Genomic DNA, 25,468 nt, shown 5'->3' on the forward strand with positions numbered 1-25,468 from the left:
CTAAAATCTGAGTGTAACGAAAAGCGGGCGATCGGCCCCGCGAAACTTTCTTATAGCGAGGGGAGCAAAAGTTGATCGTCTTCGCAAAACGCAAATTCAACGACGTGGAGTGATGCTTTAACACGGATGTTACCCTTAACATGTTATCGGTAACAGGGGTTGTCAAAATGTTACGACCATGGCAGCGCCCCAATTTTGCGCGTCCTCCGGGACGACGATAACAAAGCGGCACTGAGAAGATTCAGAGCATCAGGTGGAGAAAAATTATGCCATTACTCTATGTGGCGATTGGCGTGGCATTACTGTTACTGCTGATGATTCGCTTTAAACTCAACGGCTTTATCGCACTGATTTTGGTCGCCCTGGCGGTAGGGATCATGCAGGGCATGCCGGTCAACAAAGTAATTCTTTCGATTAAAAACGGCGTCGGCGGGACGCTGGGCGGACTGGCGCTGATCATGGGATTTGGTGCCATGCTCGGTAAATTACTGGCCGACTGTGGTGGTGCACAACGTATCGCCACCACGTTGATCGATAAATTTGGCACAAGGCACATCCAGTGGGCGCTGGTGCTGACCGGTTTTATCGTTGGTTTTGCCTTGTTCTACGAAGTGGGCTTTGTGCTGATGCTGCCGCTGGTGTTTAGCGTTGCGGCTTCTGCACGGGTACCGCTGCTGTTTGTTGGCGTTCCTATGGCGGCGGCGTTGTCTGTCACCCATGGGTTTTTACCGCCTCATCCTGGCCCCACGGCAATAGCGACGCTGTTTAACGCCGATATGGGAAAAACCCTGCTTTTTGGTACCTTACTGGGCATTCCGACCGTTATCCTGGCGGGGCCGGTCTACGCGCGTTTCCTCAAAGGCATTGATAAGCCTATCCCTGAAGGGCTCTACAACCCCAAAACCTTTAGTGAAGCCGAAATGCCAGGCTTTGGCGTCAGCGTCTGGACATCGCTTGTTCCGGTCATCCTGATGGCACTGCGTGCGGTAGCGGAGATGGTGCTGCCCAAGGGACACGCGCTGTTGCCTTATGCCGAGTTCTTTGGCGATCCTGTTATGGCGACGCTAATTGCCGTGCTGATTGCGATCTTCACCTTTGGTCTGAACCGCGGGCGCAGCATGGAACAGGTGATGGACACGTTAAGCGATTCCATCAAAATTATTGCCATGATGCTGCTGATTATCGGGGGCGGCGGGGCCTTCAAGCAGGTTCTGGTGGACAGCGGCGTGGATAAATACATTGCCAATATGATGCATGCCACCAATTTGTCGCCGTTGTTTATGGCCTGGTCTATTGCTGCTGTGCTGCGTATCGCGCTTGGCTCGGCAACCGTGGCGGCGATTACCGCCGGAGGCATTGTCGCGCCGTTAATTGTAACCAGCGGTGCCAGTCCTGAATTAATGGTGATAGCCGTGGGGTCGGGCAGTGTGATTTTTTCACACGTTAACGATCCAGGATTCTGGCTGTTTAAAGAGTATTTCAACCTGACGATAGGCGAAACCATCCGCTCCTGGTCAGCACTGGAAACGATTATATCAGTGTGTGGTTTAGTGGGATGCTTGCTACTTTCTTACGTGGTGTAAAGGCGCCTGCACGTGACAAAAGGGCCGCGCAAACATGGCGGCCCCTGCCGTTAATCTGACGCTTCAAAGCCCGCTTTTACCATCTGTTCTCGCAGTGCGCGGGCGATCTCCCGGTTACCTCCGGTAACCGGATAAATCACGTTATTCACCACATCATCAAGGTAATGCTCCGCAAATTCCTGTCGGGTAAGTTGCGTGCCGCCTTCATCATTAATGGCGAAAAAACCTTTGATTTGTTCACCGCTGTCTTTTGCCTTCAGGCTGTAGCGGCCCATGCTGGTATTAATGCTACTCATAAGGTCTCTCTCCCTGCTTTGCATTTTTAGTGTCAAAACCGTCGAGTTGTCCTGTCCGCCTAAATTTTAGCCAGAGATGATTCTTAAAACGAAGCGACAGGGATGACAAAAAGGCCGCTATGCGATGCTTCTCACAGAAAATAACAATTAAAGCTGAATGTTGCTTTCATAGTTGAGAAGGCAATAAGCAAAAAGCACATCGCTGAATTTTGCCTATACTGTTATGGGAATGTTTTTTAATGGTAAGGGAGAGGAAATGAAAATAATTCTGTGGATTATCGCCATTATTTTTATCGTGGGACTGTTGACCCTGACAGGGGTATTCAAACTGATTTTCTGATTCGACGGGCATCTTGACGGGTGCCCGCAGCCCGACCATTGAGCATTTCTCTTGACACCGCGAGCCGGTAAGATTTTCATCCTGCTACCTGCTACCTGCTACCTGCTACCTGCTACCTGCTACCTGCTACCTGCTACCTGCTACCTGCTACCTGCTACCTGCTACCTGCTACCTGCTACCTGCTACCTGCTACCTGCTACCTGCTACCTGCTACCTGCTACCTGCTACCTGCTACCTGCTACCTGCTACCTGCTACCTGCTACCTGGTTAAGCGAGCGCATTTGTACTGGCATTACCCTGATCCTTAATCATTCTTTATGTGGTTTACCTGAGGTGGTGTGATGGTAAAAGTCGCTGTTTATCACTGCTCGCCCCGTTCGGCGCCTGTATGAAGGCGCGACGTGATATTGCGTAAGTGTTGAGTTTGGTTGTGAAAACTACAGAACTTAGTGGAAATGTTGAAAGTTCTTGCTGTTTGGGCTTGGTTCATCTTTTTTGCGCTAAAATTGCTCGTGCTTTATTACGTCAATGATAATTACATGCTGAATACCCTGAGCATTTTTTTAAATTTCGGGTCAGGCGGGTCTTCTCGTTGCTGATTTTCAGCATGGAACACTGCGTTCAATCAATAAGAGACAGGTAATACCGAAGTGAACAGGTACCTTTTAACAACGTTATCAGCTCCATTACTGGCGCTGTTTTTTTCTTTTTCCCTCCAGGCCGCTATGCTCTCCCAAGAGATTAAATCAGGCTGGGATACCTTTACCGGCAACGTCCAGCAAACCTGGCAACAGCCTGATGCAATTGATGTTTATGTGCCCGCCATCACCTGGCACAACCGCTGGACGTATGATGAAGAGCATATTCACAGATATAACGAACGTCCCTGGGGCGCCGGTGGTGGCGTTTCGCGTTACGATGAGAAAGGGAACTGGCACGGCCTTTACCTGATGGCGTTCAAAGATTCTTTCAACAAGTGGGAACCGTTTGGCGGTTACGGCTGGGAGGCCACCTGGCGACCTTTGCAGGATCAAAATTTTCACTATGGTCTGGGCTATACCGCAGGGGTAACGGCACGGCATAACTGGGGATACTATCCTGTTCCGGCCATATTACCGTTGGCGTCAATAGGTTATGGTTCGCTGAACTTTCAAATGACTTATATTCCAGGTACTTACAACAACGGTAACGTGTATTTTGCCTGGCTGCGCTGGCAGTTTTAAGCTCTGGAGCCAGTGAAAAAGTAACCAAAGGGTAAATAATAGCGATATTTATCACTTTTTCATCAAATCAGGCTGGACAAAACCCTCAGCAATTGCTGTACTAGATGGCGACACAGTTTAGTGTCCATTTTTCATGTAAAGGTAATATAGATGTCTAAGATTAAAGGTAACGTTAAGTGGTTTAATGAATCTAAAGGATTCGGTTTCATTACTCCTGAAGATGGCAGCAAAGATGTATTCGTACACTTCTCTGCGATCCAGAGCAATGGCTTCAAAACTCTGGCTGAAGGTCAGCGTGTAGAGTTTGAAATCACTGACGGCGCAAAAGGCCCATCTGCTGCTAACGTTATCAGTCTGTAAGTTAACAGTCAGAATTCTAAAAACCCGCCTTCTGGCGGGTTTTTTTATGCCGGTACGCGTCACATTTCTGGCTGAAGGATGAAACGGCTTTAAGGCGCAATTGCAGTGCTGCCGCTGCCTCGTCCCCGTATCATTTCCTGCACATCACGCCCTCCCGCGCTTTTCGATATCACGCTGGCACACTGCGCCAGACAGGCTACTGCAGCACGATAACCGCCAGTAAACTGCGGCGCGAGTCACAGATAATCCTTGTAACATAATCATAACAACTCGCAGGGGGAGCATTTTAGCGCGTCTCAGGTTATAACTGACTCTCCGCATAACAGATAAAGAGGTGCCAGGATGGATATTCGTCCGGCTCAGGCGAAGGACAGCTTCGTACTGAGCGCGTTGTTAAGTGAACTCGGTTATGGCGGTACAGAGCATTTTATTGAACAACGTCTGGCCCAGCTTATGACGGACCCCAATGAAAAGCTGCTGATCGCAGAACAGGGTAATCATGTACTGGGATTCCTTTCCCTGCATTTTATCCCTCAGTTGGCGCTGGCAGGGGATTTTGCCCGTATCAGCTATTTTTGCATCGCGGACGGTGAGCGCAGCAAAGGTGTGGGCCAGAAACTGCTCCAGCATGCAGAAGCCCTGGCAGCGCAGCACGGCTGCGACCGCATGGAAGTTCACTGTCATGCTTCACGTCTTAAAGCTAACCAGTTTTATGGCCGTGAAGGCTATGTTGAATCACCACGCTACCATGTGAAAGCCCTTCAGCCTTTGTAAGAGCATTGAAAGGTTACCAAAGGGCCTGTATCACGGCAGTACTGCTTTCAGGGAGAACCCACGATGAAAGTCGCATTAGGGCAATTTGCGGTTCAGCGTGACTGGCAGGAAAACGCCATAACCTGCCAGGACATGATGGACCAGGCCAGCCGTGCCGGGGCCGATCTGCTGGTTCTGCCAGAAGCGGTGCTGGCCACTGATATCACTAATCCCGATTTCATACTGGAAGCCGCTCAGTCGCCTGACGGGCCGTTTCTGTCGCAACTGCTTAGCGCCAGCAAAGGCCATGGGCTGACTACCGTGCTGGGAATGCATATGCCGGGCAGTGAGCGCAAAGTGTTTAACGTGCTGGTGGTCATTCGCGATGGCAAGATCGTGGCAGAATACCGCAAGCTGCATCTGTACGATGCGTTCGCGATGCAGGAATCAAAGCGGGTTGAAGCCGGACAAGAGATTCCGCCGCTGGTGGACGTTGCGGGCATGAAAGTCGGGCTGATGACCTGCTACGATGTGCGTTTTCCCGAGCTGTCGCGGCGTCTGGCGCTGGAGGGGGCCGAGGTGTTGGTCTTACCCTCCGCATGGGTCAAAGGGCCGCTAAAAGAGATGCATTGGGATTTACTTACCCGCACGCGCGCGCTGGAAAATACCTGTTATGTGGTGGCTGTAGGCGAGTGCGGTATGCGTAATATTGGCAATAGCATGGTGGTCGATCCCCTTGGCGTACCGATAAGCCGGGCGGCCGAGTCCCGGGCACTTATTTTTGCCGAGCTCGATCCACAAAGAATCGCAACAGCGCGCGCAATGCTGCCGGTGCTGGATAACCGCCGTTTTAGCCGGCCCGAACTGGATGGAACGCGCTAACCGGGGGCAGGGATCATCGCTACCCGATTGGGCCTGAAACCTGACGGCGCCGCTGCGCGATCTTAATCTGTTACAGATTACGCTTGAGGTTAGCACTAAACTGCGCCTAAATAAGCGTTACCGTTATTCGCCAGATTATAAAGGTTATATATGGAAGGTATCAGTATTGCCAAGCTGCTGATTATCGGTGCGCTTATCGTACTGCTTTTCGGCACCAACAAGTTACGTTCTCTGGGTGGCGATCTGGGCTCCGCAATCAAAGGCTTTAAAAAGGCCATGAAAGACGAAGACACCAGTGCAGCGCGCACCACGGCAGAAGAAACCCCTGCGGAACGCGTTTCTCATAAAGACTAACGCGGCGTCAGTTTTAGAAAAGTGTTAATTTTTATTTCTGACAGCCATAAAAAAACCAGATTGCGGGCAATCTGGTTTTTTGTTTTTTAAGGCAGCCAGCAGGCGAACGGTTATTTCACTTCCAGGCCTTTTGCCTGCATGTCGGCATGGTAAGACGAGCGGACAAAAGGGCCGCAGGCAGCATGGGTAAAGCCCATCGCCAGTGCCTCTTCTTTCATTTCATCAAATTCCGCCGGGCTGACATAGCGCTGAACAGGCAAATGGTGGCGGCTGGGCTGCAGATACTGACCCAGAGTTAACATTGTCACGCCATGACGACGCAGGTCACGCATGACCTCGACGATTTCAGCGTTAGTTTCTCCCAGGCCTACCATTAAACCGGATTTTGTCGGTACCTCGGGATGGGCTTCTTTAAAGCGTTCCAGCAGCTTCAGCGACCATTCATAGTTTGCACCCGGCCGCACCTGGCGATACACGCGTGGCACGTTCTCAAGGTTGTGGTTAAACACATCCGGCGGTGTGGCAGTCAGAATTTCAAGCGCACGATCCATGCGGCCACGGAAGTCAGGCACCAGCGTTTCAATTTTGATGCTGGGGCTTTTTTCCCGGATAGCCGTAATACAGTCGGCAAAATGCTGAGCGCCGCCGTCACGTAAATCGTCGCGATCCACCGAGGTAATAACCACATAACGCAGTGCCATGTCGGCGATGGTCTGGGCGAGTTTACCCGGTTCGTTTGCATCGGGTGCGTTAGGACGACCGTGGGCCACGTCGCAGAACGGGCAACGGCGGGTACAGATCGCGCCCAGGATCATAAAGGTCGCCGTGCCGTGATTAAAACATTCAGCAAGGTTAGGGCAGGAGGCTTCTTCACAAACGGAGTGGAGCCCGTTTTTACGCATTGCGGCTTTAATGCCCTGAATACGACTGGAGTCCGCCGGCAGTTTGATTTTCATCCACTCCGGCTTGCGTAGAATCTCTTGCCGGTCGACGGCCACGGTTTTCACCGGGATCAGCGCCATTTTGTCTGCGTCACGATATTTGACGCCGCGTTCCATCTGAATTGGTTTACTCATAAATCAGCAGGTTCCGGTCGGATTGCGATTTGAAAGCTGTCTCACTCAATCAGAGAAGGCGGCTTTCAACTTTATTTGAAAAAAGTGCAAAAATTATATCATCTCAACGGCCAGGAAGCAGCCAAAGACACCACCGATAAGTTACATATTTGTAAATACGCATTCACCGTTAACTCAGCGTGGGTTTTCATCCTGATGCCATTCAACCTGCTGATAACCCAGCTGGCGGGCAAAGGTTTCGGCCAGCAACGGCTGAACATCGCCTAACGTGACTTCAGGCCGGAAGTGTTGCAACTGCGTCATGTGCATTCCGGCATAGCCGCACGGGTTAATCCGTAAAAATGGCGACAGGTCCATCGCCACATTTAATGCCAGCCCGTGAAACGAGCAGCCCTTACGAATGCGCAGCCCCAGCGAGCAAATTTTTTCATCCCCAACATAGACGCCTGGCGCATCGGGTCGGGCCCGCGCCGCCACGCCAAAGCGGTCCAGTACTGCAATGACCGTTTCTTCTAAGGCGGTCACCAGCTGACGCACGCCGGTTTTACGGCGTTTCACATCAATCAGAACATACATGATCTGTTGTCCTGGCCCGTGATAGGTCACCTGCCCCCCACGATCGCTTTGTACCACAGGAATATCGCCGGGCATCAGCAGGTGCTCGGCTTTTCCCGCCTGGCCCTGTGTAAAGACCGGATAATGTTCCACCAGCCAGACTTCATCCCGGCTTTCGCTATCGCGCTGATCGGTATAGTGGTGCATGGCGTCTGAGGTCGATTGCCAGTCACATAACCCAAACTGGCGAATAAGAAGCGTGTCTGCAGACAAAACGAGTATCCGTTAAAGAGGGGAGACGCTGAGTATAACGCTGGCGGCGATGAAGTTAAACGCCTTCGGGATGAGAGGATGAGTACAGAGCGGCTGGGTCGGTAAGGCAGAAAATACGGGTCAGCGCGTTATCTGCGCAGCCTGACCCGCTGACCGGTGTTGACAGCGTTACAGCACCATCCGCACGATTTCAATTTTGCCCAGCTCTTCGTACAGGGTTTCGACCTGCTCGATGTGGGTGGCATTGATCGTGACGTTTACCGAGTGATAGTTACCTTTGCTGCTGGGTTTCACTTCTGGGCTGTAATCGCCGGGTGCATGGCGTTGCACGACCTCAAGCACCAAATCAACCAGCTCCGGCTGTGCCAGCCCCATTACTTTGTAGGTAAATGGGGTAGGGAATTCGAGCAGTTCATTCAGTTTGGTTTTCATAATCACTCCGGTACATAAAAAACAGGCTCCCGCCGAAGCGGGAGCATCATATTAACCTGTAATGGGGGCAGAGTGGCGGTTTTTCAACCGCCATGCACCATTAACCGAACCAGTGGTGGAACATCAGTTTGATATAGTCAACGATACGACTGAAGAAGCCGCCTTCAGAGACTTCATTTAACACCACCAGAGGACGCTGATCGATAGTTTTGCCATCGAGCTGGAAATTGATACTGCCAACCACCTGGTTTTTCTTCAGTGGCGCATGCAGCTCGGTATTGGTGAGGACATAGCTGGCTTTCAGATCTTTCATCCGGCCGCGTGGAATGGTCAGATAAGCATCTTTTTCAACGCCCAGTTGGACGCGATCGCTGTTACCAAACCACACGGGCTCAGAGGCAAACTCTTTCCCGGCTTTCAGCGGTGCGACGGTTTCAAAGAAGCGGAAACCCCAGGTCAGCAGCTTTTTACTTTCCGTTTCGCGGCCTTTGAAGGTATGACCGCCCATCACGGCAGAGATCAAACGCATCTGTCCTTCTGTCGCAGAGGCCACCAGGTTATAGCCTGCTGACGCGGTGTGACCGGTTTTGATGCCGTCAACGGTCAGGCTGGTATCCCATAACAGACCATTGCGGTTCATCTGACGAATATTGTTAAAGGTGAACTCTTTCTCTTTATAAACCGCGTACTCTTCAGGAACATCACGGATAAGCGCCTGGCCAATCAGCGCCATGTCGCGTGCTGAGCTGTATTGACCTTCCGCATCCAGGCCATGAACGGTCTGGAAATGCGTGTTTTGCAGACCCAGCGCTTTCACGTAGTTGTTCATCAGGCCAACAAAGGCATCCTGGCTGCCGGCGACATAATCGGCCATCGCCACACAGGCATCATTACCGGACTGCAGAACGATACCGCGCGTTAACTGGGAAACCGGAACGCGGTCGCCAGGCTTCAGGAACATTAAGGATGAACCTTTGAATACCGGATTACCGGTCGCCCACGCATCCTGCCCCACGGTAACGATATCGTCCTGGTGGATTTTTCCTGCTTTAACTGCCTGACCGATGACGTAGCTGGTCATCATCTTCGTCAGGCTCGCCGGGTCGCGGCGTGCGTCCGCGTTTTTCTCAGCCAGCACTTTGCCTGAATTGTAGTCGATGAGGACATAAGCTTCGGCATCAATGTCCGGTACGCCGGGAATCATGGTCTTGAGATTAACATCATCAGCGATGGCAGCATGGCTGAGGGAGAGGGCGATCAGTGATCCCACTGTCAGGCGTTTTAACAAACGAGAAGGTTTCAGCGTGTTCATGTGTGGGACGACAACATCCATGGGTTTAAGGTTTAAAAAAGTCACTCATCATAACAAATGCCTGATTTTCAGACATCCGGCTTAGTGAATGAGTTGTTAGCAGAGGTTACCTGTCACGGTAACCTCTTTCGATTAACGACCTGCGGTGGTAACGAAGGCCGCACTCTGGCCTTCGCTGCTCAGCCGTTGCTGTAAGGCCACGGCTTCTGCACGGGTTTTATAACCACCAAGCTGCACGCGGTACACATTGCCTGCGTTTTCCACAGCGCCAGGAACGCCAAAGCGCTGGCGTAAACTGTTAACTAACTGCCGGGCACGTGCTGCATCATTAATGGCACTCACCTGAACGACATAGCCTGAAAGGGATGAGGCACTCTGGCTGGCGGCGGGCTGGCGGGGTGATGCGGCGGCACTGGCCGCAACCGGCGCAGCGGCAACAGGCGCGGCTGCGACAGGGGGGCTGGCAGCGGGCTCACTGCTTTCCAGCACGCCGCTGGGTAACGGCTGCGGCGCGCCCAGGAAGCCGCTACTTTGCACCGGCGCGCCCATAGCATTATTGCTTTGCAGCGTCGCATTGCTGACGGGTGAAATATCCTGAGCCTCGGGTTCAGCCGCCGGGGCGGTCTGCGGCTGGCTGCTACCGTTCATGATGGGTTGACTGCCACCGCTCATGCCTTGTGGGCTGCTCATGACCGGACCGTTCAGGTCGGGACGCGCAGGCAGGGCGTAGCTCTGTTTTGCCACGACGGTGCCGATGGTGCCGGGCCCGGAAAGCGTGCCATCCGGTGCGACACTAATGTAATCAACCCGCACGCGGGAATTGTTGGAGATATTCAGGCGGTCACCTGCCGCACGGGACAGATCGATAATGCGTCCCGGCGTATACGGGCCGCGATCGTTAACCCGCACCACAATCTGGCGGCCGTTTGCCAGGTTTGTCACGCGAACGTAGCTGGGCAGGGGCAGCGTTGGATGGGCAGCCGTCAGGGCATCGGGATCAAAGGTCTCGCCCGTCGCAGTACGATTACCCTGGGCTTCCTCACCGTACCAGGCGGCCAGCCCCACTTCACTGTAGTTGGCCGGATTTTTGATGATACGGTAGTTTTTACCGTTGACGCTGTAGTCCTGATTGGTCGACGGATTGACCGGCTCATAACGAGGCTCAACGCCAGGAATCTCTACCACCGGGCCGTTATAGGCAGGCTGGGGTGGCGCACTTTGTTGTTGCGGTTCCTGGGTAGAACATGCAGCTAAAACCATTGAAGCCAATACAACGCCAAGCCAGTCCTTACGCATCTGCGACCTCTTAAACACTTTTAGATAACATTTTTCGGTGTGTGTGGATCGACATTACGATGCCAAATCCCGCCATAAGCACAATAAGCGCCGAGCCGCCATAGCTGACCAGCGGCAACGGAACGCCAACCACCGGTAAGATACCACTAACCATGCCAATGTTAACGAAAACATAGACGAATAAAATCAACATTAAACCCCCGGCCATCACCCGGCCAAAGGTGGTTTGCGCACGGGCAGCCACGATGAGTCCACGCATAATCAACAGCAGGTAGAGCACCAGCAGCAACAGTACGCCCACCAGTCCCAGCTCTTCTGCCAGCACGGCGAAAATGAAGTCGGTGTGACGCTCCGGTAAGAACTCCAGCTGTGATTGCGTACCATGCAGCCAGCCTTTACCGCGCAGTCCGCCAGAGCCAATAGCGATTTTAGACTGAATAATGTGGTAACCCGCGCCAAGCGGATCGCTTTCGGGATCGAGCAGCATCATCACGCGGTCTCGCTGATAGTCATGCATCAGGAAGAACCACAATATGGGGATAAAGGCCGCAACTAACAGGACGGCGATACCAATCAGCTTCCAGCTCATGCCAGAGAGGAACAGCACAAATAATCCCGAGGCCGCAACCAGAATCGAGGTTCCGAGGTCAGGCTGCGCGGCCACTAACAGCGTAGGAAGGAAAATCAGCACCAGAGCGATGGCGGTGTTTTTCAGGGTCGGTGGGCACACGTCGCGGTTGATAAAGCGCGCGACCATTAAAGGAACGGCGATTTTAGCGATCTCAGAGGGCTGGAAGCGGATAAAACCCAGGTCCAGCCAACGCTGCGCCCCTTTACTGATTTGGCCAAAGGCATCCACGGCGACGAGCAGGATGACACTGACAATATACAGGTAAGGCGCCCAGCCTTCGTATACCCGGGGCGGGACCTGGGCCAGCACCAGCATAATGATCAGCCCCATGGCGATCTGGCCGAGCTTACGCTCCATCATGCCAGGATCCTGCCCACTGGCGCTCCAGATAACAATGGCGCTAAAGGTCAGCAGCGCGAGGATAATCAGCATAAATAGCGGATCAATATGCATGCGCATCCATATTGACCGCTTCTGCGGGCTGTCATTCATCGACATGATTATTCACCTTCGTAGCCTGGCGGTGTGGGGGCCGCATCCGGCAGGACAGTATTATTGTCACCTAACATGATGTGATCCAGTATCTGACGCATTACCGTGCCTACGGCGGGTCCGGCTCCGCCGTTTTCCAGAATCATGGTCACGGCGACACGCGGTTTATCGTAAGGGGCAAACGCGGTCATCAGCTTGTGGTCACGCAGGCGTTCTGCGATTTTGTGTGCGTTATAGGTTTCGTTCTCTTTCAGACCGAAGACCTGAGCCGTACCCGATTTCGCGGCAATTTTGTATGGCGCATCGGCAAAGCTCTTGTGAGCCGTACCATTGGGGCGATTGGCCACGCCATACATCCCGTCTTTGGCAATTTCCCAGTAGCCCGAGTGGATATCGCCTATCGGCTGGGAAGGCGGTTGACGATAAGGCACCAGGGTGCGGCCTTCGCGCGTGGCGCGCAGCATATGCGGCACTTTGATAACCCCGTCGTTGATGAGGATCATCATCGCTTTGTTCATCTGCAATGGTGTTGCCGTCCAGTAGCCCTGACCGATACCAACAGGAATGGTATCACCCTGATACCAGGGCTTTTTAAAGCGGCGCATTTTCCAGTCACGCGTCGGCATGTTACCCGCGCTCTCCTGGGGTAAATCAATGCCCGTACGTTCACCGTAGCCGAATTTGGTCATCCACTCCGACAGGCGATCGATGCCCATGTCATAGGCGACCTGATAAAAGAAGGTGTCCGCAGACTCTTCCAGCGACCTGGTGACGTTCAGACGACCGTGGCCCCACTTTTTCCAGTCGCGATAGCGTTTTTCAGAGCCGGGCAGTTGCCACCAGCCGGGATCGAACAGGCTGGTATTTCGGTTGATAACGCCTGCGCTGAGCGCGGAAACGGCGACATAGGGTTTGACCGTTGAGGCTGGCGGATAGGCGGCCTGAATAGCGCGGTTATACAGTGGACGGTTTTCATCGCTCAGTAATCCGCGATAGTCTTTGCTGGAAATTCCGTCAACAAACAGGTTCGGATCGTAACTGGGCGTGGACACCATGGCCAGAATTTCTCCGGTGCGGGGATCGCTTACGACCACTGCGGCACGACTGCCGGCTAACAGCGTTTCGATGTACTGCTGCAGTTTCAGATCAATGGTCAGATAGATATCACGCCCGGCCTGCGGGGATTGCTCGTGCAACTGACGAATAACCCGGCCACGGTTGTTTACCTCAACCTCTTCATAACCGGTTTTACCGTGAAGCAGGTCTTCGTAATAGGCTTCGATACCGAGTTTACCGATATCGTGCGTAGCCGCATAGTTTGGCCATTTACCTTCTTTGTCCAGACGCGCCACATCCCGATCGTTGATTTTCGATACGTAGCCCACAACGTGGGTCAGGGTTTGCCCAAAGGGATAGTAGCGGCGCTGGTAGCCTTTGACTTCCACGCCGGGAAAGCGGTACTGGTTCACGGCAAAGCGTGCAACCTGCACCTCATTAAGGCCGGTTTTTACCGGGATAGAGGTAAAGCGACGTGAGCGCTTACGCTCTTTTTCAAACGCCTCAATATCGTCATCGGTGAGTTCGAGCACCGGGCGTAAGTTTTGCAGCGTTTGTTTTAAATCGTCGACCTTTTCCGGCACCAGTTCTGCCTGATAAATCGTACGGTTCAGGGCCAGCGGCGTGCCGGTACGGTCATAAATAATGCCGCGGCTGGGTGCAACCGGCACCAGCTTAATGCGGTTTTCATTTGACCGGGTACTGTAGTCGTCGAAACGTAAAATCTGCAGGTGATAGAGATTAACCACCAGCACGGAGGAGAGCAGTAAGATGCCGACAAAAGCGATAAAAGCCCTGCGGACAAAGACTTTTTGTTCGGCGCTGTAATCGCGAAAGGCGTTGCTTTGTAATTTCATCCGCTACTTGTAATGTCTGGAGTGAGCTTATCGGTTATTCACGATGATAAGGATGATTTGTCGTAATGCTCCATGCACGATAGAGGCTCTCTGCAACCAGCACGCGCACCAGCGGATGAGGCAACGTTAACGTTGAGAGAGACCAGCTTTGTTCCGCCGCCGCTTTACAGGCCGGCGCTAATCCTTCAGGCCCGCCAATCAACAGGCTGACGTCACGGCCGTCCTGCTTCCAGCGTTCCAGCTGCTGCGCCAGCTGTGGGGTTTCCCAGGGTTGTCCGGGGATATCCAGCGTCACAATGCGGTTGCCTTTACCTGTCGCTGCCAGCATCGCTTCGCCTTCCTTTTCCAGAATGCGTTTGATGTCGGCATTTTTCCCCCGTTTCCCCGCAGGGACTTCCGTTAACTCAAACGGCATGTCTTTGGGAAACCGACGCAGGTATTCCATAAAACCGGTCTGAACCCAGTCAGGCATTTTGGTGCCGACGGCAACAAGCTGCAATTTCACCGCTTAACCCCAGAGCTTTTCCAGTTCATACAACTGACGGCTCTCTTCCTGCATGACGTGCACGATCACTTCGCCCAAATCCACAACGACCCAGTCAGCGGCGGCTTTACCTTCCACGCCCAGCGGCATCAGGCCAGCGGCACGGGATTCCTGCTCGACGTGTTCCGCGATAGAGGTCACGTGGCGCGTTGAGGTACCGGTACAAATGATCATGAAATCAGTGATGCTCGATTTGCCCTGAACGTCGAGAGTCACGATGTTCTGGCCTTTCAAATCATCAATCTTATCAACAACGAACTCTTGGAGTGCTTTACCTTGCAAAAGGTTCCCCTTCAAAACTGGTGATAGCGGGCTGGCTGAAACCCGGAAGACAGCCAAAAAATTTAGCGGCGCAGTATATCACGCCCATATCAGTCGCGATATAAGCCGGCGCGGTCGATGTAGGTTATCACAGAGGCGGGCAACAAATCGTCGCAGGCGAGGTGCTGATGGCGGCGCTGTCTGATCTCGGTGGCCGATATCGCATAAAGCGGGGTTTCCGCCAGCCAGATCGCCCCTGCAGGACGTTGGTGAAGCTGCTGGCTGTCTTGTGTTACATGGCTGTCCAGCCAGCGTTGCATTGCTGGAGACGCCATTTCCGTCGGATAGCCCGGTCGCTTGCAGACCAAAAGATGGCACAGGCTAAGCAGCTCCTGCCAGCGATGCCATTTTTCCAGCGACAGCAGAGAGTCCTGACCAATAATAAAACCCAGAGGTTGTTCACCCCGTTCGGCACGCAGCGCTTCTAAGGTATCGACCGTCCACGAGGGCGTATCACGTTGTAATTCCCGCGTGTCGATGTCAAAAAGCGGCAAATCGCGAATAGCGCACTCGAGCATTTCAACCCGCTGCTGCGGACTGGCCTCTGGTTGGGGCCGGTGCGGCGGCACATTATTGGGCAGCAGTGTGATCCTCGACAGGCCAATTTGCCCGGCCAGCGTTTCCACCGGGCGCAGATGACCAAAATGCACAGGATCGAAGGTACCGCCAAACAGCGCGTGTAAATCAGACATGGGCGAGGCTCGCAGGGAAAGCGCGATTGGCAATCAACATCGACAGCGTCTGCAACTGCGGCCAGACCGACTGACCATAATCCTGCTTTAGAGTAAGTTCGATTTGCATCAACAGATGAATGGCCTGCTGTAGCCTGGAGGCATCAAGGCGCTGAAGTGCTTCCGTAAACAGGTTGCGACGGTTTTGCCAGATACGCTGCTGATCCATTAGCGTACGCAGCGGCTGTTGCGACTGATGCCGTTGCAGATGCAGCAGGGTCATCAAATCGCGCTGCAGGGTGCGGAGCAATATCGCCACTTCGCTCTCTTCTCTTTCTAACTGCTGCAGGATGTGCAAGGCGCGGCGGCTTTTGCCGCCGAGTAGCGCATCCACCCAGTGGTAGTGCGTGAAGTGAGCGGCATCGCTGACGGCGGCTTCAACGCGCGGCAGGGTCAGTTTGCCATCGGGCCATTGCAGTGACAGCCGTTCAAGCGCCTGGGCCAGAGCCAGCAGATTACCTTCATAGCAGTAACACAACAGCTGGACGGCCGCATCATCGATATCGAGCTTGAGGGTTTTTGCTCGGCTGACAACCCAGCGGGGGAGCTGAGCCTGTTCGGGTGTCTGGCAGGGGACCAGCACGGCATGAGCGGAAAGCGCTTTAAACCAGGCACTGTTTTCCTGGGCTTTACTGAGCTTCGCCATTCGGCAAATCAGCAAAATATCGGCGTGAAGCAGCGGGGCCAGCTTGATCAACTGCTCGGCAATCGCCGCGTTAGGGCCATTTTCCGGGAACTGCAACGTTAACGTTTGACGCTGGGCAAACAGGCTCAGCGACTGGCAGCTCATAAACAGGCTGTCCCAGTCGGTCTGCGCATCCAGTGTAAAACTCAGATGTTCTTCAAAGCCCTGTGCCAGGGCACTGGCCCGAATCGCATCTGCACTTTCCTGCAACAGTAAGGGTTCATTACCGGTTAATAAATAACAGGCGCGCAGCCCCTCACGGAGTTGCGCGCTGAGTTGTTCCGGATAAATCCTGATCATTTCGACATAGTTGCCGCAGAGGAAGAGACCCCGGCAGCAGGCTGAACCGCTTTTGAAACCGTCGATGTAGAGGGCATCTGCTGATTTTCCATCTGCGCGGCATGCACGGTAAGCAGCTTACGAACCAGCTGTTCGGCAGCGCGCTGACGCATCTCCTGCATAATCATGTCCTGCTCAGCATCTTTCGCCAGCGCCGCGTTCGGGTTATCAAAGAACGAGCGGTAGACGGTTGCGCTGATCGGATAGATCCCTTTATTGGGGATCAGCACCTGAGCAGAAACCGACATCGTCAACTGATATTCCGCTGTGGTACCGCTGATAAACACGGATGCGGTACTGCGGCTTTGTGCTTCTCCACCAAGACGCATCGTCGGGACGGTCAGGCTGTTTTTCTGCGTCGCCTCAACAATATTGACGTTGTTAATCCGCAGCTGTTGGCGCACGGTACGCGTCAGCGGGCCATAAGGGTCACCACTGTCTAAAATCAGCGTTCTCAGTTCGGTTGGCACCTGAGTGGTGCCGCGCGGATGAAAACCACAGCCGGCGGTGATCACCACCGCCAGCATGACAAACAACCTGATAATCGGATGTCGCACAGTTCCTCCTGAACTTAACCCACAACCAGGTTAAGCAGTTTGCCCGGTACATAAATGACTTTACGAATGCTAACACCATCAAGGTATTTCGCCACTAATGGTTCCTCAGCCGCACGAGCCTGAACCTGTTCCTGGGTAGCATCGGCTGCCACGGTAATTTTACCACGGACTTTACCGTTAACCTGCACGACAACCAATAAGGCGTCCTCAACCATCGCGGCGTCATCGGCAACCGGCCATTCTGCATTGTCGATGGTGCCTTGGCCGCCCAGCGTTTGCCACAGTACGAAGCAGGCATGAGGGGTGAACGGATACAGTAAACGCGTCACGGCGAGTAACGCTTCCTGCATCAGTGCACGATCCTGTTCGCTGTCCTGTGGTGCACGCGTCAGCTTGTTCATCAGTTCCATCACGGCGGCAATCGCGGTGTTAAAGGTCTGACGGCGGCCGATATCGTCGGACACTTTGGCAATAGTTTTATGCAGATCGCGACGTAAGCCTTTCTGATCATCGTTCAGGCTGGCAACGTCCAGAGCGACAGTCGCGCCTTTCTGTGAATGGTCATAGGCCAGTTTCCAGACGCGCTTCAGGAAGCGGTTCGCGCCTTCAACACCGGATTCCTGCCACTCCAGCGTCATGTCGGCCGGTGAGGCAAACATCATAAACAGACGTACGGTATCGGCGCCGTAGCGCTCAACCATCAACTGTGGGTCAATGCCGTTGTTTTTCGACTTCGACATTTTGCTCATGCCAGCGTAGATCACCTCACGGCCCTGGGTGTCCACGGCTTTGGTAATGCGGCCTTTCTCATCACGCTCGACGGTGACATCCACCGGGGAAACCCAGTTACGTTCGCCGTTGACGCCCAGATAGTAGAATGCATCCGCCAATACCATGCCCTGACACAGCAGACGTTTGGCAGGCTCATTCGAGTTTACCAGGCCGGCATCGCGCAGCAGCTTATGGAAGAAACGGAAATACATCAGGTGCATGATGGCGTGTTCGATACCGCCCACATACTGATCCACTGGCAGCCAGTAGTTCGCTGCAGCCGGGTCCAGCATGCCATCTTTATAGTCCGCACAGGTGTAGCGCGCGTAATACCATGAAGACTCCATGAAGGTGTCAAAGGTATCGGTTTCGCGCAGCGCAGGCTGACCGTTCACGGTGGTTTTTGCCCACTCGGGATCGGCCTTAATCGGGCTGGTGATGCCGTCCATGACCACATCTTCAGGCAGGATAACCGGAAGCTGATCTTCTGGCGTGGGCATCACGGTGCCGTCTTCCAGCGTCACCATCGGAATGGGCGCGCCCCAGTAGCGCTGACGGGAAACGCCCCAGTCGCGCAGGCGATAATTGACTTTACGTACGCCAACGCCTTTCGCCGCCAGCGCATCCGCAATGGCGTTGAAACCGGCACTGTGATCCAGACCGCTGCACTCGGCGGAGTTAAACAGCGTGCCTTTATCGGTCATTGCGCCAGTGCTTACGTCCGGCTCGTTGCCGTCCAGGTTCAGGATCACCGGCTTGATGGGCAGATCGTATTTCGTGGCAAACTCCCAGTCACGCTGGTCATGTGCCGGAACCGCCATCACGGCACCCGTGCCGTACTCCATCAGCACAAAGTTCGCGACCCAGACAGGAACAGCCTCACCTGTTAACGGGTGCACCGCAGACAGGCCAGTGGCCATGCCTTTCTTTTCCATGGTGGCCATATCGGCTTCGGCCACTTTGGTATTGCGGCATTCGGCAATAAAGTCAGCGAGGGCAGGATTGCTGGCAGCCGCCTGCAGCGCCAGCGGATGACCGGCGGCCACGGCGACATAGGTCGCGCCATAGAAGGTATCTGGACGCGTGGTATAAACCGTGACTTTCTCAAGGCTGTCCGCCACATCAAAAGTGATTTCCACCCCTTCAGAGCGGCCGATCCAGTTACGCTGCATGGTTTTGACCTGCTCAGGCCACTCTTCCAGCGTATCCAGATCGTTTAACAGCTCTTCGGCGTAATCGGTGATCTTGATAAACCACTGTGGGATCTCTTTACGCTCAACTTTGGTGTCACAGCGCCAGCAGCAGCCGTCAATAACCTGCTCATTGGCCAGTACCGTCTGGTCGTTCGGGCACCAGTTCACCGCCGAGGTTTTTTTGTAAACCAGGCCTTTCTCATAGAGTTTGGTAAAGAACCACTGTTCCCAGCGGTAATACTCTGGCTGACAGGTCGCCAGTTCGCGGCTCCAGTCATAGCCAAAGCCCAGCAGTTTAAGCTGGTTTTTCATATACGCGATGTTGTCATAAGTCCAGGGGGCGGGCGCGGTGTTGTTTTTTACCGCCGCGCCTTCCGCAGGCAGACCGAACGCATCCCAACCGATAGGCTGCAGCACATTTTTGCCGAGCATGCGCTGATAACGCGCGATGACGTCGCCGATGGTGTAGTTACGAACGTGACCCATATGAAGGCGGCCAGAAGGATAGGGCAACATGGACAGGCAATAATATTTCTCTTTGCCTTCCTGCTCAGTCACTTTAAACGTTTCGTTTTCATCCCACTGCTGCTGAACGCGGGATTCAATCTCTTCCGGGCGGTATTGCTCTTGCATGGCTGCCTGTGGTCCTTAATAAATGACACTTTGCTGACTTTACGATCCGCATAGCATACCCATAAGGCCGCGCATCAACAACACTTCCCACTTTTGCAGAGGCGATTTATCGTCAAAGCGTCAGTGCTTTCACTCTTTTACCATTCCTTACCCAGGGAACCGGGCAAATGTGACAAAGTAGCTAAACTTAGTACAGGTACCGAGCGCAAAAAGGAGAATAAAATGAATAAAGTGGCACAGGAGTATCATGAGTCGTTGGCGGTATTAACCGAACGTCTTCGCCACGGCGATCGCGATCTGGATACGCTGGTAGAAGATAGACGCAGTCATTTACGTGCGCACTCCGATCTGACACCGGACGAAATCGATCGGGCGCTGGCGTCGGTGCGCCGCGATTTGGCGGAGTTTGGTCGTAACTATGCCGAAGCAGAAGAACCGGTGGCGGACTCGGTCTTTATGCGCGTGATCCGGGAAAGCATCTGGAAAGAGCTGGCGGACATCACCGATAAAAGTCAGCTGGAATGGCGGGAAGTCTTTCAGGATTTGCAACACCACGGCGTTTACCAAAGTGGTGAGGTGGTGGGCCTGGGCAACCTGGTCTGCGAAAAATGCCATTTTACCCGGGCGATTTATACGCCAGAAACCCTGTCGCGCTGCCCGGAATGTCACCACGATCAGTTTTATCGTCAGCCTTTTGAGCCGTAAAAGAAGCAGGCGGGCAGGGTGCCCGCCTGTTTTTTAGTGCAGAATTTTTGCCAGGAAATCCTTCGCCCGTTCTGACTGCGGATTATTAAAGAAGTCGTCTTTATTCGTGTCTTCAATAATTTTGCCTTCATCCATAAAGATGACCCGGTTGGCTACCTTACGGGCAAAGCCCATTTCGTGCGTAACAACCATCATGGTCATGCCTTCCTGCGCCAGTTCCACCATCACGTCCAGCACTTCGTTGATCATTTCAGGATCGAGCGCCGATGTGGGTTCATCGAACAACATGGCAATGGGATCCATGCACAGCGCCCGGGCAATGGCGACACGTTGCTGCTGACCGCCGGAAAGCTGTCCGGGAAACTTTTCCGCATGGGCAGACAGACCGACGCGAGTCAGAAGCTTGAGGCCTTTATCACGGGCGGCGGCTTTATCACGCTTCAGCACTTTGACCTGCGCCAGTACCAGATTGTCGATAATGCTCAGGTGAGGAAACAGTTCGAAATGCTGAAACACCATGCCGACTTTGCTGCGCAGCGTGGCCAGATTGGTTTTTTTATTGTTTACCTCTGTGCCGTTTACCGTAATGCTGCCCTGCTGGATCGGCTCCAGGCCATTGACGGTTTTAATCAGGGTTGATTTGCCGGAACCTGACGGTCCACATACCACCACCACTTCACCGGTCTGAACCTCGGTAGAGCAGTCGGTTAGCACCTGAAATTGACCATACCACTTGGAAACGTTTTTCAGGTTAATCATTTAAACCGTCCTTTTTCTTTTTAGATAGCTGACCAACAGCGATGCGCTCAGGCTGATCACAAAGTAGACCAGACCAGCAAACAAAATCATTTCTACCTGGGTGCCGTCACGCTCGCCAATAGTGGAAGCGGTACGGAAGAAGTCAGCCAGACTCAATACATAAACCAGCGAGGTATCCTGAAACAGGACGATGCCCTGCGTCAGTAACAGCGGCACCATGGCGCGAAACGCCTGAGGAAGAATAACCAGCCTCATCGACTGCCACTGCGTCATTCCCAGCGCCAGCGCAGCGCTGGACTGCCCACGCGCGATACTGATAATCCCGGCACGAATGATTTCAGAATAGTAGGCGGCTTCAAACAGGGAAAAGGCCACCATTGCTGAGATCAGGCGGATGTCGGTCTTGGGCGAAATCCCCAGCACCTGCTGTAAAAAGCTGGGAACGACCAGATAAAACCACAGCAGCACCATCACCAGCGGCACTGAACGGAACAGGTTGACATACAGTTTGGCAAACCAACTGACAGGTTTAAAAGTGGACAGGCGCATCACCGCCAGCAGGGTGCCCCACAGGATGCCAAACACAACGGCCGTCAGGGTGATCTTAAAGGTGATCATCAGGCCACTGAATAGATAAGGCAGGCTGGGAGGAATCGAACTCCAGTCAAATGCGTACATTATTTGCCTCCCACGTTGCCAGGCAGGCGCACTTTGCGTTCGACCAGGCCCATCAGTACCATAATCACCAGGTTAATTCCCACGTAAGCCAGGGTAATCGCCGTAAAGGATTCGTAGGCGTGCGAGGAATAGTCCAGCAGTTTGCCGGCCTGAGCCGCCATATCCACCAGGCCGATCGTCGAGGCAATAGCCGAGTTTTTCACCAGATTAAGCATTTCTGACGTCATTGGCGGCACGATTACCCGGTAAGCATTGGGCAACAGCACATAGCGATAGGTTTGGGGCAGCGTCAGCCCCATGGCCAGCCCGGCATTCTTTTGTCCACGCGGTAAAGACTGAATGGCTGCACGCACCTGCTCGCACACACGGGCAGCGGTGAAGAGTCCCAGACAGACAACAGAGGAGATAAAGAATTGCAGATTGGGATCCAGCTCCGACTTAAACCACATCCCCAGATCCTGTCCTACCAACTCTGGCGCAACCAGATACCAGAAGAAGAACTGAACAATCAGGGGGATATTACGAAACAGTTCTACATAGCAGGTTCCTATCGTTGATAACAGACGATTAGGCACAGTACGCAGAATGCCGAAAAATGAACCCACACAGAAAGCAATAATCCAGGCACAACAGGAGACGGCAATCGTCACCTGAAAACCGGACCACAACCAGCCGAGATAGGTGGTATTACCGAACGGGGCCTGTTCGAGAAATATGCCCCAGTTCCAATCGATACCCATAACGAGCTCCGGTAAAAAAGGGTAGCAGAGCTACCCTGAAGATTGATGAGCGGCTAATTTCGCCTGATTCGGGGGAACGACCCGTTCAGGCTGTCTGTCCACGCCGCGGTTTCAGCAATCGAGAGGGCGACGAGGCCGCCCTTGTTATCGTTGTTAATTCAGTGCCTTGTCATTCGGCGTTTTGAACAGCGTTTTCATGTCGTCAGACAGTTCAAAGTTCATGTTCAGGTTTTTTGGCGGAATAGGCTGTTTAAACCAGGTGTCGAACCATTTCTCTGCCTGACCGGAGGTCTGGGCTTTGGCAATGGTGTCATCGACCAGGGCTTTGAACTGCGGATCGTCTTTACGCAGCATACAGCCATAGGCTTCTTTAGACTGTGGCGTCCCGATGATGACCCAGTCATCCGGCTTTTTCGCTTTGGCGCGTTCGCCTGCCAGCAGGGCATCATCCATCATAAAGGCCACGGCGCGACCGGTTTCCAGCGTGCGGAATGAATCACCATGGTCTTTGGCGCTGATGATGCGCATATCCATCTTTTTCTCGTCGTTCAGTTTGTGCAGCAGCACTTCTGACGTGGTACCCGAGGTCACTACAACGGTTTTGCCTTTCAAATCGTCAAAATCTTTGATCGGGCTGCCTTTCTTAACCAGCAAACGGGTGCCGATAACAAAAATGGTATCGGAGAACGCCGCCTGTTTCTGGCGCTCAAGGTTGTTAGTGGTAGAGCCACATTCGTAATCGTATGTGCCGTTTTGCAGCAGGGGAATACGGTTTTGTGAGGTGATCGGGATCATTTTGATTTGCAGATCGGGCTTATTTAACTTGGCTTTAATGGCTTCTGCGATAGCGTTTGAATACGCCTGAGAATAGCCAACGACTTTTTGCTGGTTGTCGTAATAAGAAAAGGGAACTGATGATTCACGATGCCCGATGACAATGACGCCATTGTCATTGATTTTCTTCAGGGTACCGCTCAGATCTTCCGCCTGGGCCGCTCCCGCCGCTGCGCTTAACAGCAGAAGAGATAATGCCACTTTGCGTAATTGCATGTTCCAACTCCTTCATGTGGAAAGTGCACAGGATCTACCCTGTACTGATTGTGTGATGTTGTGTGTATTTTGCGCTGCTTTTTTTGTTATCCCTTCGCGCGACTGCGCTAAGAATATTCACTAACATAGCGGATTGTTAACTCAATGAAACAAAAAAGTTTCTTTTTTGCGATGTCATTCGCACCAAAAAAAGGCAAATAATCGCCATTGCACGCAAAAGGTGCGCATCTGGACTCTTTTTAGTGCGTTTCGTCCGTTAACTGGCCCGAATGTCGATGAATACAGAAACATTTTGCAATCATCGTGCCAAAACAAAATGACAATTGGGTGAAATGGCCGTTTTACTGCAGAGGCAGAGGCAGAGGCAGAGGCAGAGGCAGAGGCAGAGGCAGAGGCAGAGGCAGAGGCAGAGGCAGAGGCAGACAGATGAAGAGGCGGCGAAACAGCGCTTCGCCGCAGAGGATTAGCGGTTACGCCTGATAAAGGCAATAACGCCGCTCAGTAGCGCGGCTAACCACACCGGCCAGATGCCGGCTTTAGAATAGGGCGTTTCACCGCGGGTGGGCGTCACGTTATCCACTAAAACATCCCGGGTGAACTGGGGCAGCACTTTCTCCACATCGCCATCGGCATTCACCACGGCCGTTACGCCGTTGTTAGTGCCGCGCAGAAGTGGCCTGCCCAGTTCCAGCGCTCGCATACGCGCCATCTGGAAATGCTGCCAGGGGCCAATCGAGTGACCAAACCAGGCGTCGTTAGAAACGGTTAACAGGAAATTGGTATCCGGACGGAAGTTAGCGCGCACCTGTTCACCCAACACGATCTCATAGCAAATGGCCGTGGTCAGATGATAATTCGCCACATTAAGCTGAGGTTGCAGATAAGCGCCGCGGCTAAAGGCGGACATCGGCAAATCAAAGAAAGGGGCCAGCGGACGCAGCAGATCGGCCATGGGCACGAATTCCCCAAACGGTACCAGGTGGTTTTTTTGGTAGCGGTTAGTGCTGTAGTAGTTATAGGGTTTCGGGCCGCCCAGCACGATGACCGTATTGTAGTCGTGGTAACGATTCTGTTCCAGCCGTGAATCGACGATGCCGGTTACCAGCGAGCTGCCGCGCGCGCGCAGTTCATTATCCAGCGAACGCAGGAAAGGCTGCTGGTTGCTTTCCAGATCGGTAATGGCCGACTCAGGCCAGATAATAATGGGGGCTTTGCCCATCAGCGGCTGACTCAAATCGCTGTAGATGCGCAGGGTATTTAGCAGCTGCTGCGGATCCCACTTCATTGACTGGGGAATATCACCCTGTACCAGCGCCACGTTTACCGCCTGCTTCGGCAGCGCCTGATACCAATGCAGATAGCGTAACGGCCAGCATACCGCCAGTAATGCCAACGCGCCCAGCAGGCTTTTAAGATGGCGTTGCTGCAGAGCATAAACCAGTAAGCCCGCAACGATCATCAGCAGGAAGGTGATGGTTTCCACACCGGCCAGGGGCGCAATCCCTTTTAACGGGCCGTTAATCTGGCTGTAGCCGAACTGCAGCCACGGAAAGCCGGTTAATATCCAGCCGCGTAAAAATTCGGTGATCTGCCACAGCGCCGGCGCGGCCAGGGCCAGTCGCCACAGGGTAGTTCGCGGCCAAATGCGGTTGAGCAGTCCGGCAAACAGCGCCGGATAAATAGCCAGATAAGCCGCGAGCAAAACCACCAGGAATACGTTAACCGGGCCTGGCATTCCGCCAAAGGTAGCGATACTGACATAGACCCAGTTGATACCGCTGCCAAAAAGGCCAAACCCCCAGATGAAACCTATGGCGCTGGCCTGCGGGCTGGTGCGGTTTAACGTAAGGATTTGCAACCCACACAGCGAGACGAGGGCAGCAGGCCAAAAATCATAGGGGGAAAACGCCAGCGTGCCGCAGGCACCGCTGAGTAAAGCCAGCAGCAGACGGACCCGCTGCTGCTGGTAAAGTGAGGCTAATGCCATAAAT

General features: G+C 53.4%; 26 protein-coding genes. 7 read left to right on the forward strand and 19 right to left on the reverse strand.

The window, feature by feature from the left end; genetic code table 11:
- The first annotated feature begins 266 nt into the window (after positions 1 to 266).
- Positions 267 to 1,583 (forward strand): gluconate transporter, encoded by a 1,317-nt coding sequence (gene gntT, locus NYE92_RS20605; RefSeq protein WP_014593160.1) that lies wholly within the window; start codon positions 267 to 269, stop codon positions 1,581 to 1,583.
- 50 nt (positions 1,584 to 1,633) lie between these two features.
- On the opposite strand, the gene NYE92_RS20610 is transcribed toward gntT, so the two are convergent.
- The gene (locus NYE92_RS20610) at positions 1,634 to 1,879 is read right to left on the reverse strand and encodes a hypothetical protein (protein WP_014606320.1); all 246 of its coding nucleotides are present in this window, start codon (positions 1,877 to 1,879) and stop codon (positions 1,634 to 1,636) included.
- A 990-nt stretch (positions 1,880 to 2,869) separates the two neighbouring features.
- Here NYE92_RS20610 and pagP point away from each other — a divergent pair.
- The 5 genes from pagP to tatE all read left to right on the forward strand — a co-directional run bounded on the left by pagP (position 2,870) and on the right by tatE (position 5,791).
- On the forward strand, positions 2,870 to 3,442 hold the full coding sequence (pagP, locus tag NYE92_RS20615; protein ID WP_015700757.1) for a lipid IV(A) palmitoyltransferase PagP: 573 nt from the start codon (positions 2,870 to 2,872) through the stop codon (positions 3,440 to 3,442).
- A gap of 150 nt (positions 3,443 to 3,592) precedes the next feature.
- Positions 3,593 to 3,802: a transcription antiterminator/RNA stability regulator CspE gene (gene cspE, locus NYE92_RS20620; RefSeq protein ID WP_006118399.1), complete on the forward strand. Its 210-nt coding sequence runs from the start codon at positions 3,593 to 3,595 to the stop codon at positions 3,800 to 3,802.
- Between the two features lie 342 nt (positions 3,803 to 4,144).
- Positions 4,145 to 4,576, forward strand: a complete 432-nt coding sequence (locus NYE92_RS20625) for a GNAT family N-acetyltransferase (protein ID WP_013025004.1) — start codon at positions 4,145 to 4,147, stop codon at positions 4,574 to 4,576.
- 63 nt (positions 4,577 to 4,639) lie between these two features.
- The gene (locus NYE92_RS20630; protein ID WP_022623700.1) at positions 4,640 to 5,437 is read left to right on the forward strand and encodes a deaminated glutathione amidase; all 798 of its coding nucleotides are present in this window, start codon (positions 4,640 to 4,642) and stop codon (positions 5,435 to 5,437) included.
- Positions 5,438 to 5,587: 150 nt separating this feature from the next.
- Positions 5,588 to 5,791 carry a twin-arginine translocase subunit TatE gene (gene tatE / locus NYE92_RS20635; protein ID WP_013025006.1) on the forward strand — a complete coding sequence of 68 codons (204 nt, stop codon included), beginning with the start codon at positions 5,588 to 5,590 and terminating at the stop codon, positions 5,789 to 5,791.
- Positions 5,792 to 5,901: 110 nt separating this feature from the next.
- Here the strand turns inward: tatE and lipA are convergent, their stop codons facing one another.
- From lipA to leuS, 13 genes are all read right to left on the reverse strand, one after another.
- Positions 5,902 to 6,867 carry a lipoyl synthase gene (gene lipA / locus NYE92_RS20640; protein WP_013025007.1) on the reverse strand — a complete coding sequence of 322 codons (966 nt, stop codon included), beginning with the start codon at positions 6,865 to 6,867 and terminating at the stop codon, positions 5,902 to 5,904.
- 174 nt (positions 6,868 to 7,041) lie between these two features.
- Positions 7,042 to 7,695, reverse strand: a complete 654-nt coding sequence (lipB, locus tag NYE92_RS20645) for a lipoyl(octanoyl) transferase LipB (protein WP_041930726.1) — start codon at positions 7,693 to 7,695, stop codon at positions 7,042 to 7,044.
- 168 nt (positions 7,696 to 7,863) lie between these two features.
- Entirely contained in the window at positions 7,864 to 8,127 is a 264-nt protein-coding gene (gene ybeD / locus NYE92_RS20650; RefSeq protein ID WP_006118404.1) for a DUF493 family protein YbeD, read from the reverse strand.
- A 100-nt stretch (positions 8,128 to 8,227) separates the two neighbouring features.
- Complete coding sequence (dacA, locus tag NYE92_RS20655) at positions 8,228 to 9,439, reverse strand: D-alanyl-D-alanine carboxypeptidase DacA (RefSeq protein ID WP_116584320.1); 1,212 nt, start codon at positions 9,437 to 9,439, stop codon at positions 8,228 to 8,230.
- Between the two features lie 132 nt (positions 9,440 to 9,571).
- A complete protein-coding gene (rlpA, locus tag NYE92_RS20660) occupies positions 9,572 to 10,735 on the reverse strand; it encodes an endolytic peptidoglycan transglycosylase RlpA (protein WP_029569790.1) in 1,164 nt (387 codons plus the stop codon).
- Positions 10,736 to 10,745: 10 nt separating this feature from the next.
- Positions 10,746 to 11,858, reverse strand: coding sequence for a peptidoglycan glycosyltransferase MrdB (gene mrdB, locus NYE92_RS20665; protein WP_024471157.1), 1,113 nt, complete (start codon positions 11,856 to 11,858; stop codon positions 10,746 to 10,748).
- An 8-nt stretch (positions 11,859 to 11,866) separates the two neighbouring features.
- A complete protein-coding gene (mrdA, locus tag NYE92_RS20670) occupies positions 11,867 to 13,771 on the reverse strand; it encodes a peptidoglycan DD-transpeptidase MrdA (RefSeq protein WP_013025013.1) in 1,905 nt (634 codons plus the stop codon).
- A 34-nt stretch (positions 13,772 to 13,805) separates the two neighbouring features.
- On the reverse strand, positions 13,806 to 14,276 hold the full coding sequence (gene rlmH, locus NYE92_RS20675) for a 23S rRNA (pseudouridine(1915)-N(3))-methyltransferase RlmH (RefSeq protein ID WP_013025014.1): 471 nt from the start codon (positions 14,274 to 14,276) through the stop codon (positions 13,806 to 13,808).
- Between the two features lie 3 nt (positions 14,277 to 14,279).
- The gene (gene rsfS, locus NYE92_RS20680) at positions 14,280 to 14,597 is read right to left on the reverse strand and encodes a ribosome silencing factor (protein WP_014606314.1); all 318 of its coding nucleotides are present in this window, start codon (positions 14,595 to 14,597) and stop codon (positions 14,280 to 14,282) included.
- A gap of 89 nt (positions 14,598 to 14,686) precedes the next feature.
- A complete protein-coding gene (gene nadD / locus NYE92_RS20685; RefSeq protein WP_014593165.1) occupies positions 14,687 to 15,328 on the reverse strand; it encodes a nicotinate-nucleotide adenylyltransferase in 642 nt (213 codons plus the stop codon).
- Positions 15,321 to 16,352: a DNA polymerase III subunit delta gene (gene holA, locus NYE92_RS20690; protein ID WP_259019408.1), complete on the reverse strand. Its 1,032-nt coding sequence runs from the start codon at positions 16,350 to 16,352 to the stop codon at positions 15,321 to 15,323. The genes nadD and holA overlap by 8 nt, the downstream gene beginning before the upstream one ends.
- Positions 16,349 to 16,948, reverse strand: a complete 600-nt coding sequence (lptE, locus tag NYE92_RS20695; protein WP_013025018.1) for an LPS assembly lipoprotein LptE — start codon at positions 16,946 to 16,948, stop codon at positions 16,349 to 16,351. The genes holA and lptE overlap by 4 nt, the downstream gene beginning before the upstream one ends.
- A gap of 14 nt (positions 16,949 to 16,962) precedes the next feature.
- Positions 16,963 to 19,545 (reverse strand): leucine--tRNA ligase, encoded by a 2,583-nt coding sequence (gene leuS, locus NYE92_RS20700; protein WP_259019409.1) that lies wholly within the window; start codon positions 19,543 to 19,545, stop codon positions 16,963 to 16,965.
- A 222-nt stretch (positions 19,546 to 19,767) separates the two neighbouring features.
- Here leuS and NYE92_RS20705 point away from each other — a divergent pair, with 222 nt between their 5' ends.
- A complete protein-coding gene (locus NYE92_RS20705) occupies positions 19,768 to 20,250 on the forward strand; it encodes a zinc ribbon-containing protein (RefSeq protein ID WP_014606311.1) in 483 nt (160 codons plus the stop codon).
- Between the two features lie 33 nt (positions 20,251 to 20,283).
- Here NYE92_RS20705 and NYE92_RS20710 read toward each other — a convergent pair whose 3' ends face one another.
- From NYE92_RS20710 to lnt, 5 genes are all read right to left on the reverse strand, one after another.
- Positions 20,284 to 21,009 carry an amino acid ABC transporter ATP-binding protein gene (locus NYE92_RS20710; RefSeq protein ID WP_013025021.1) on the reverse strand — a complete coding sequence of 242 codons (726 nt, stop codon included), beginning with the start codon at positions 21,007 to 21,009 and terminating at the stop codon, positions 20,284 to 20,286.
- On the reverse strand, positions 21,010 to 21,687 hold the full coding sequence (gltK, locus tag NYE92_RS20715) for a glutamate/aspartate ABC transporter permease GltK (RefSeq protein ID WP_013025022.1): 678 nt from the start codon (positions 21,685 to 21,687) through the stop codon (positions 21,010 to 21,012).
- Entirely contained in the window at positions 21,687 to 22,427 is a 741-nt protein-coding gene (locus tag NYE92_RS20720; RefSeq protein WP_013025023.1) for an amino acid ABC transporter permease, read from the reverse strand. Before NYE92_RS20720 ends, gltK begins: the two co-directional genes overlap by 1 nt.
- A gap of 153 nt (positions 22,428 to 22,580) precedes the next feature.
- Complete coding sequence (locus NYE92_RS20725) at positions 22,581 to 23,477, reverse strand: amino acid ABC transporter substrate-binding protein (RefSeq protein ID WP_013025024.1); 897 nt, start codon at positions 23,475 to 23,477, stop codon at positions 22,581 to 22,583.
- Between the two features lie 463 nt (positions 23,478 to 23,940).
- Positions 23,941 to 25,464: an apolipoprotein N-acyltransferase gene (gene lnt / locus NYE92_RS20730; RefSeq protein ID WP_064374275.1), complete on the reverse strand. Its 1,524-nt coding sequence runs from the start codon at positions 25,462 to 25,464 to the stop codon at positions 23,941 to 23,943.
- Positions 25,465 to 25,468: the final 4 nt, after the last annotated feature.

This window comes from Pantoea sp. B566, assembly GCF_024793925.1.
In the GTDB taxonomy this organism is placed as follows: domain Bacteria; phylum Pseudomonadota; class Gammaproteobacteria; order Enterobacterales; family Enterobacteriaceae; genus Pantoea; species Pantoea ananatis.

Coding starts and splice junctions, on each gene's coding strand:
- NYE92_RS20610 (WP_014606320.1), bottom strand. CDS start 1,879: ATGAGTAGCATTAATACCAGCATGGGCCGCTACAGCCTGAAGGCAAAA.
- cspE (WP_006118399.1), top strand. CDS start 3,593: ATGTCTAAGATTAAAGGTAACGTTAAGTGGTTTAATGAATCTAAAGGA.
- ybeD (WP_006118404.1), bottom strand. CDS start 8,127: ATGAAAACCAAACTGAATGAACTGCTCGAATTCCCTACCCCATTTACC.
- holA (WP_259019408.1), bottom strand. CDS start 16,352: ATGATCAGGATTTATCCGGAACAACTCAGCGCGCAACTCCGTGAGGGG.
- leuS (WP_259019409.1), bottom strand. CDS start 19,545: ATGCAAGAGCAATACCGCCCGGAAGAGATTGAATCCCGCGTTCAGCAG.
- mrdA (WP_013025013.1), bottom strand. CDS start 13,771: ATGAAATTACAAAGCAACGCCTTTCGCGATTACAGCGCCGAACAAAAA.
- NYE92_RS20720 (WP_013025023.1), bottom strand. CDS start 22,427: ATGGGTATCGATTGGAACTGGGGCATATTTCTCGAACAGGCCCCGTTC.
- gntT (WP_014593160.1), top strand. CDS start 267: ATGCCATTACTCTATGTGGCGATTGGCGTGGCATTACTGTTACTGCTG.
- NYE92_RS20705 (WP_014606311.1), top strand. CDS start 19,768: ATGAATAAAGTGGCACAGGAGTATCATGAGTCGTTGGCGGTATTAACC.
- NYE92_RS20725 (WP_013025024.1), bottom strand. CDS start 23,477: ATGCAATTACGCAAAGTGGCATTATCTCTTCTGCTGTTAAGCGCAGCG.
- NYE92_RS20630 (WP_022623700.1), top strand. CDS start 4,640: ATGAAAGTCGCATTAGGGCAATTTGCGGTTCAGCGTGACTGGCAGGAA.
- lipA (WP_013025007.1), bottom strand. CDS start 6,867: ATGAGTAAACCAATTCAGATGGAACGCGGCGTCAAATATCGTGACGCA.
- NYE92_RS20625 (WP_013025004.1), top strand. CDS start 4,145: ATGGATATTCGTCCGGCTCAGGCGAAGGACAGCTTCGTACTGAGCGCG.
- NYE92_RS20710 (WP_013025021.1), bottom strand. CDS start 21,009: ATGATTAACCTGAAAAACGTTTCCAAGTGGTATGGTCAATTTCAGGTG.
- dacA (WP_116584320.1), bottom strand. CDS start 9,439: ATGAACACGCTGAAACCTTCTCGTTTGTTAAAACGCCTGACAGTGGGA.
- mrdB (WP_024471157.1), bottom strand. CDS start 11,858: ATGAATGACAGCCCGCAGAAGCGGTCAATATGGATGCGCATGCATATT.
- gltK (WP_013025022.1), bottom strand. CDS start 21,687: ATGTACGCATTTGACTGGAGTTCGATTCCTCCCAGCCTGCCTTATCTA.
- tatE (WP_013025006.1), top strand. CDS start 5,588: ATGGAAGGTATCAGTATTGCCAAGCTGCTGATTATCGGTGCGCTTATC.
- rlpA (WP_029569790.1), bottom strand. CDS start 10,735: ATGCGTAAGGACTGGCTTGGCGTTGTATTGGCTTCAATGGTTTTAGCT.
- nadD (WP_014593165.1), bottom strand. CDS start 15,328: ATGTCTGATTTACACGCGCTGTTTGGCGGTACCTTCGATCCTGTGCAT.
- lnt (WP_064374275.1), bottom strand. CDS start 25,464: ATGGCATTAGCCTCACTTTACCAGCAGCAGCGGGTCCGTCTGCTGCTG.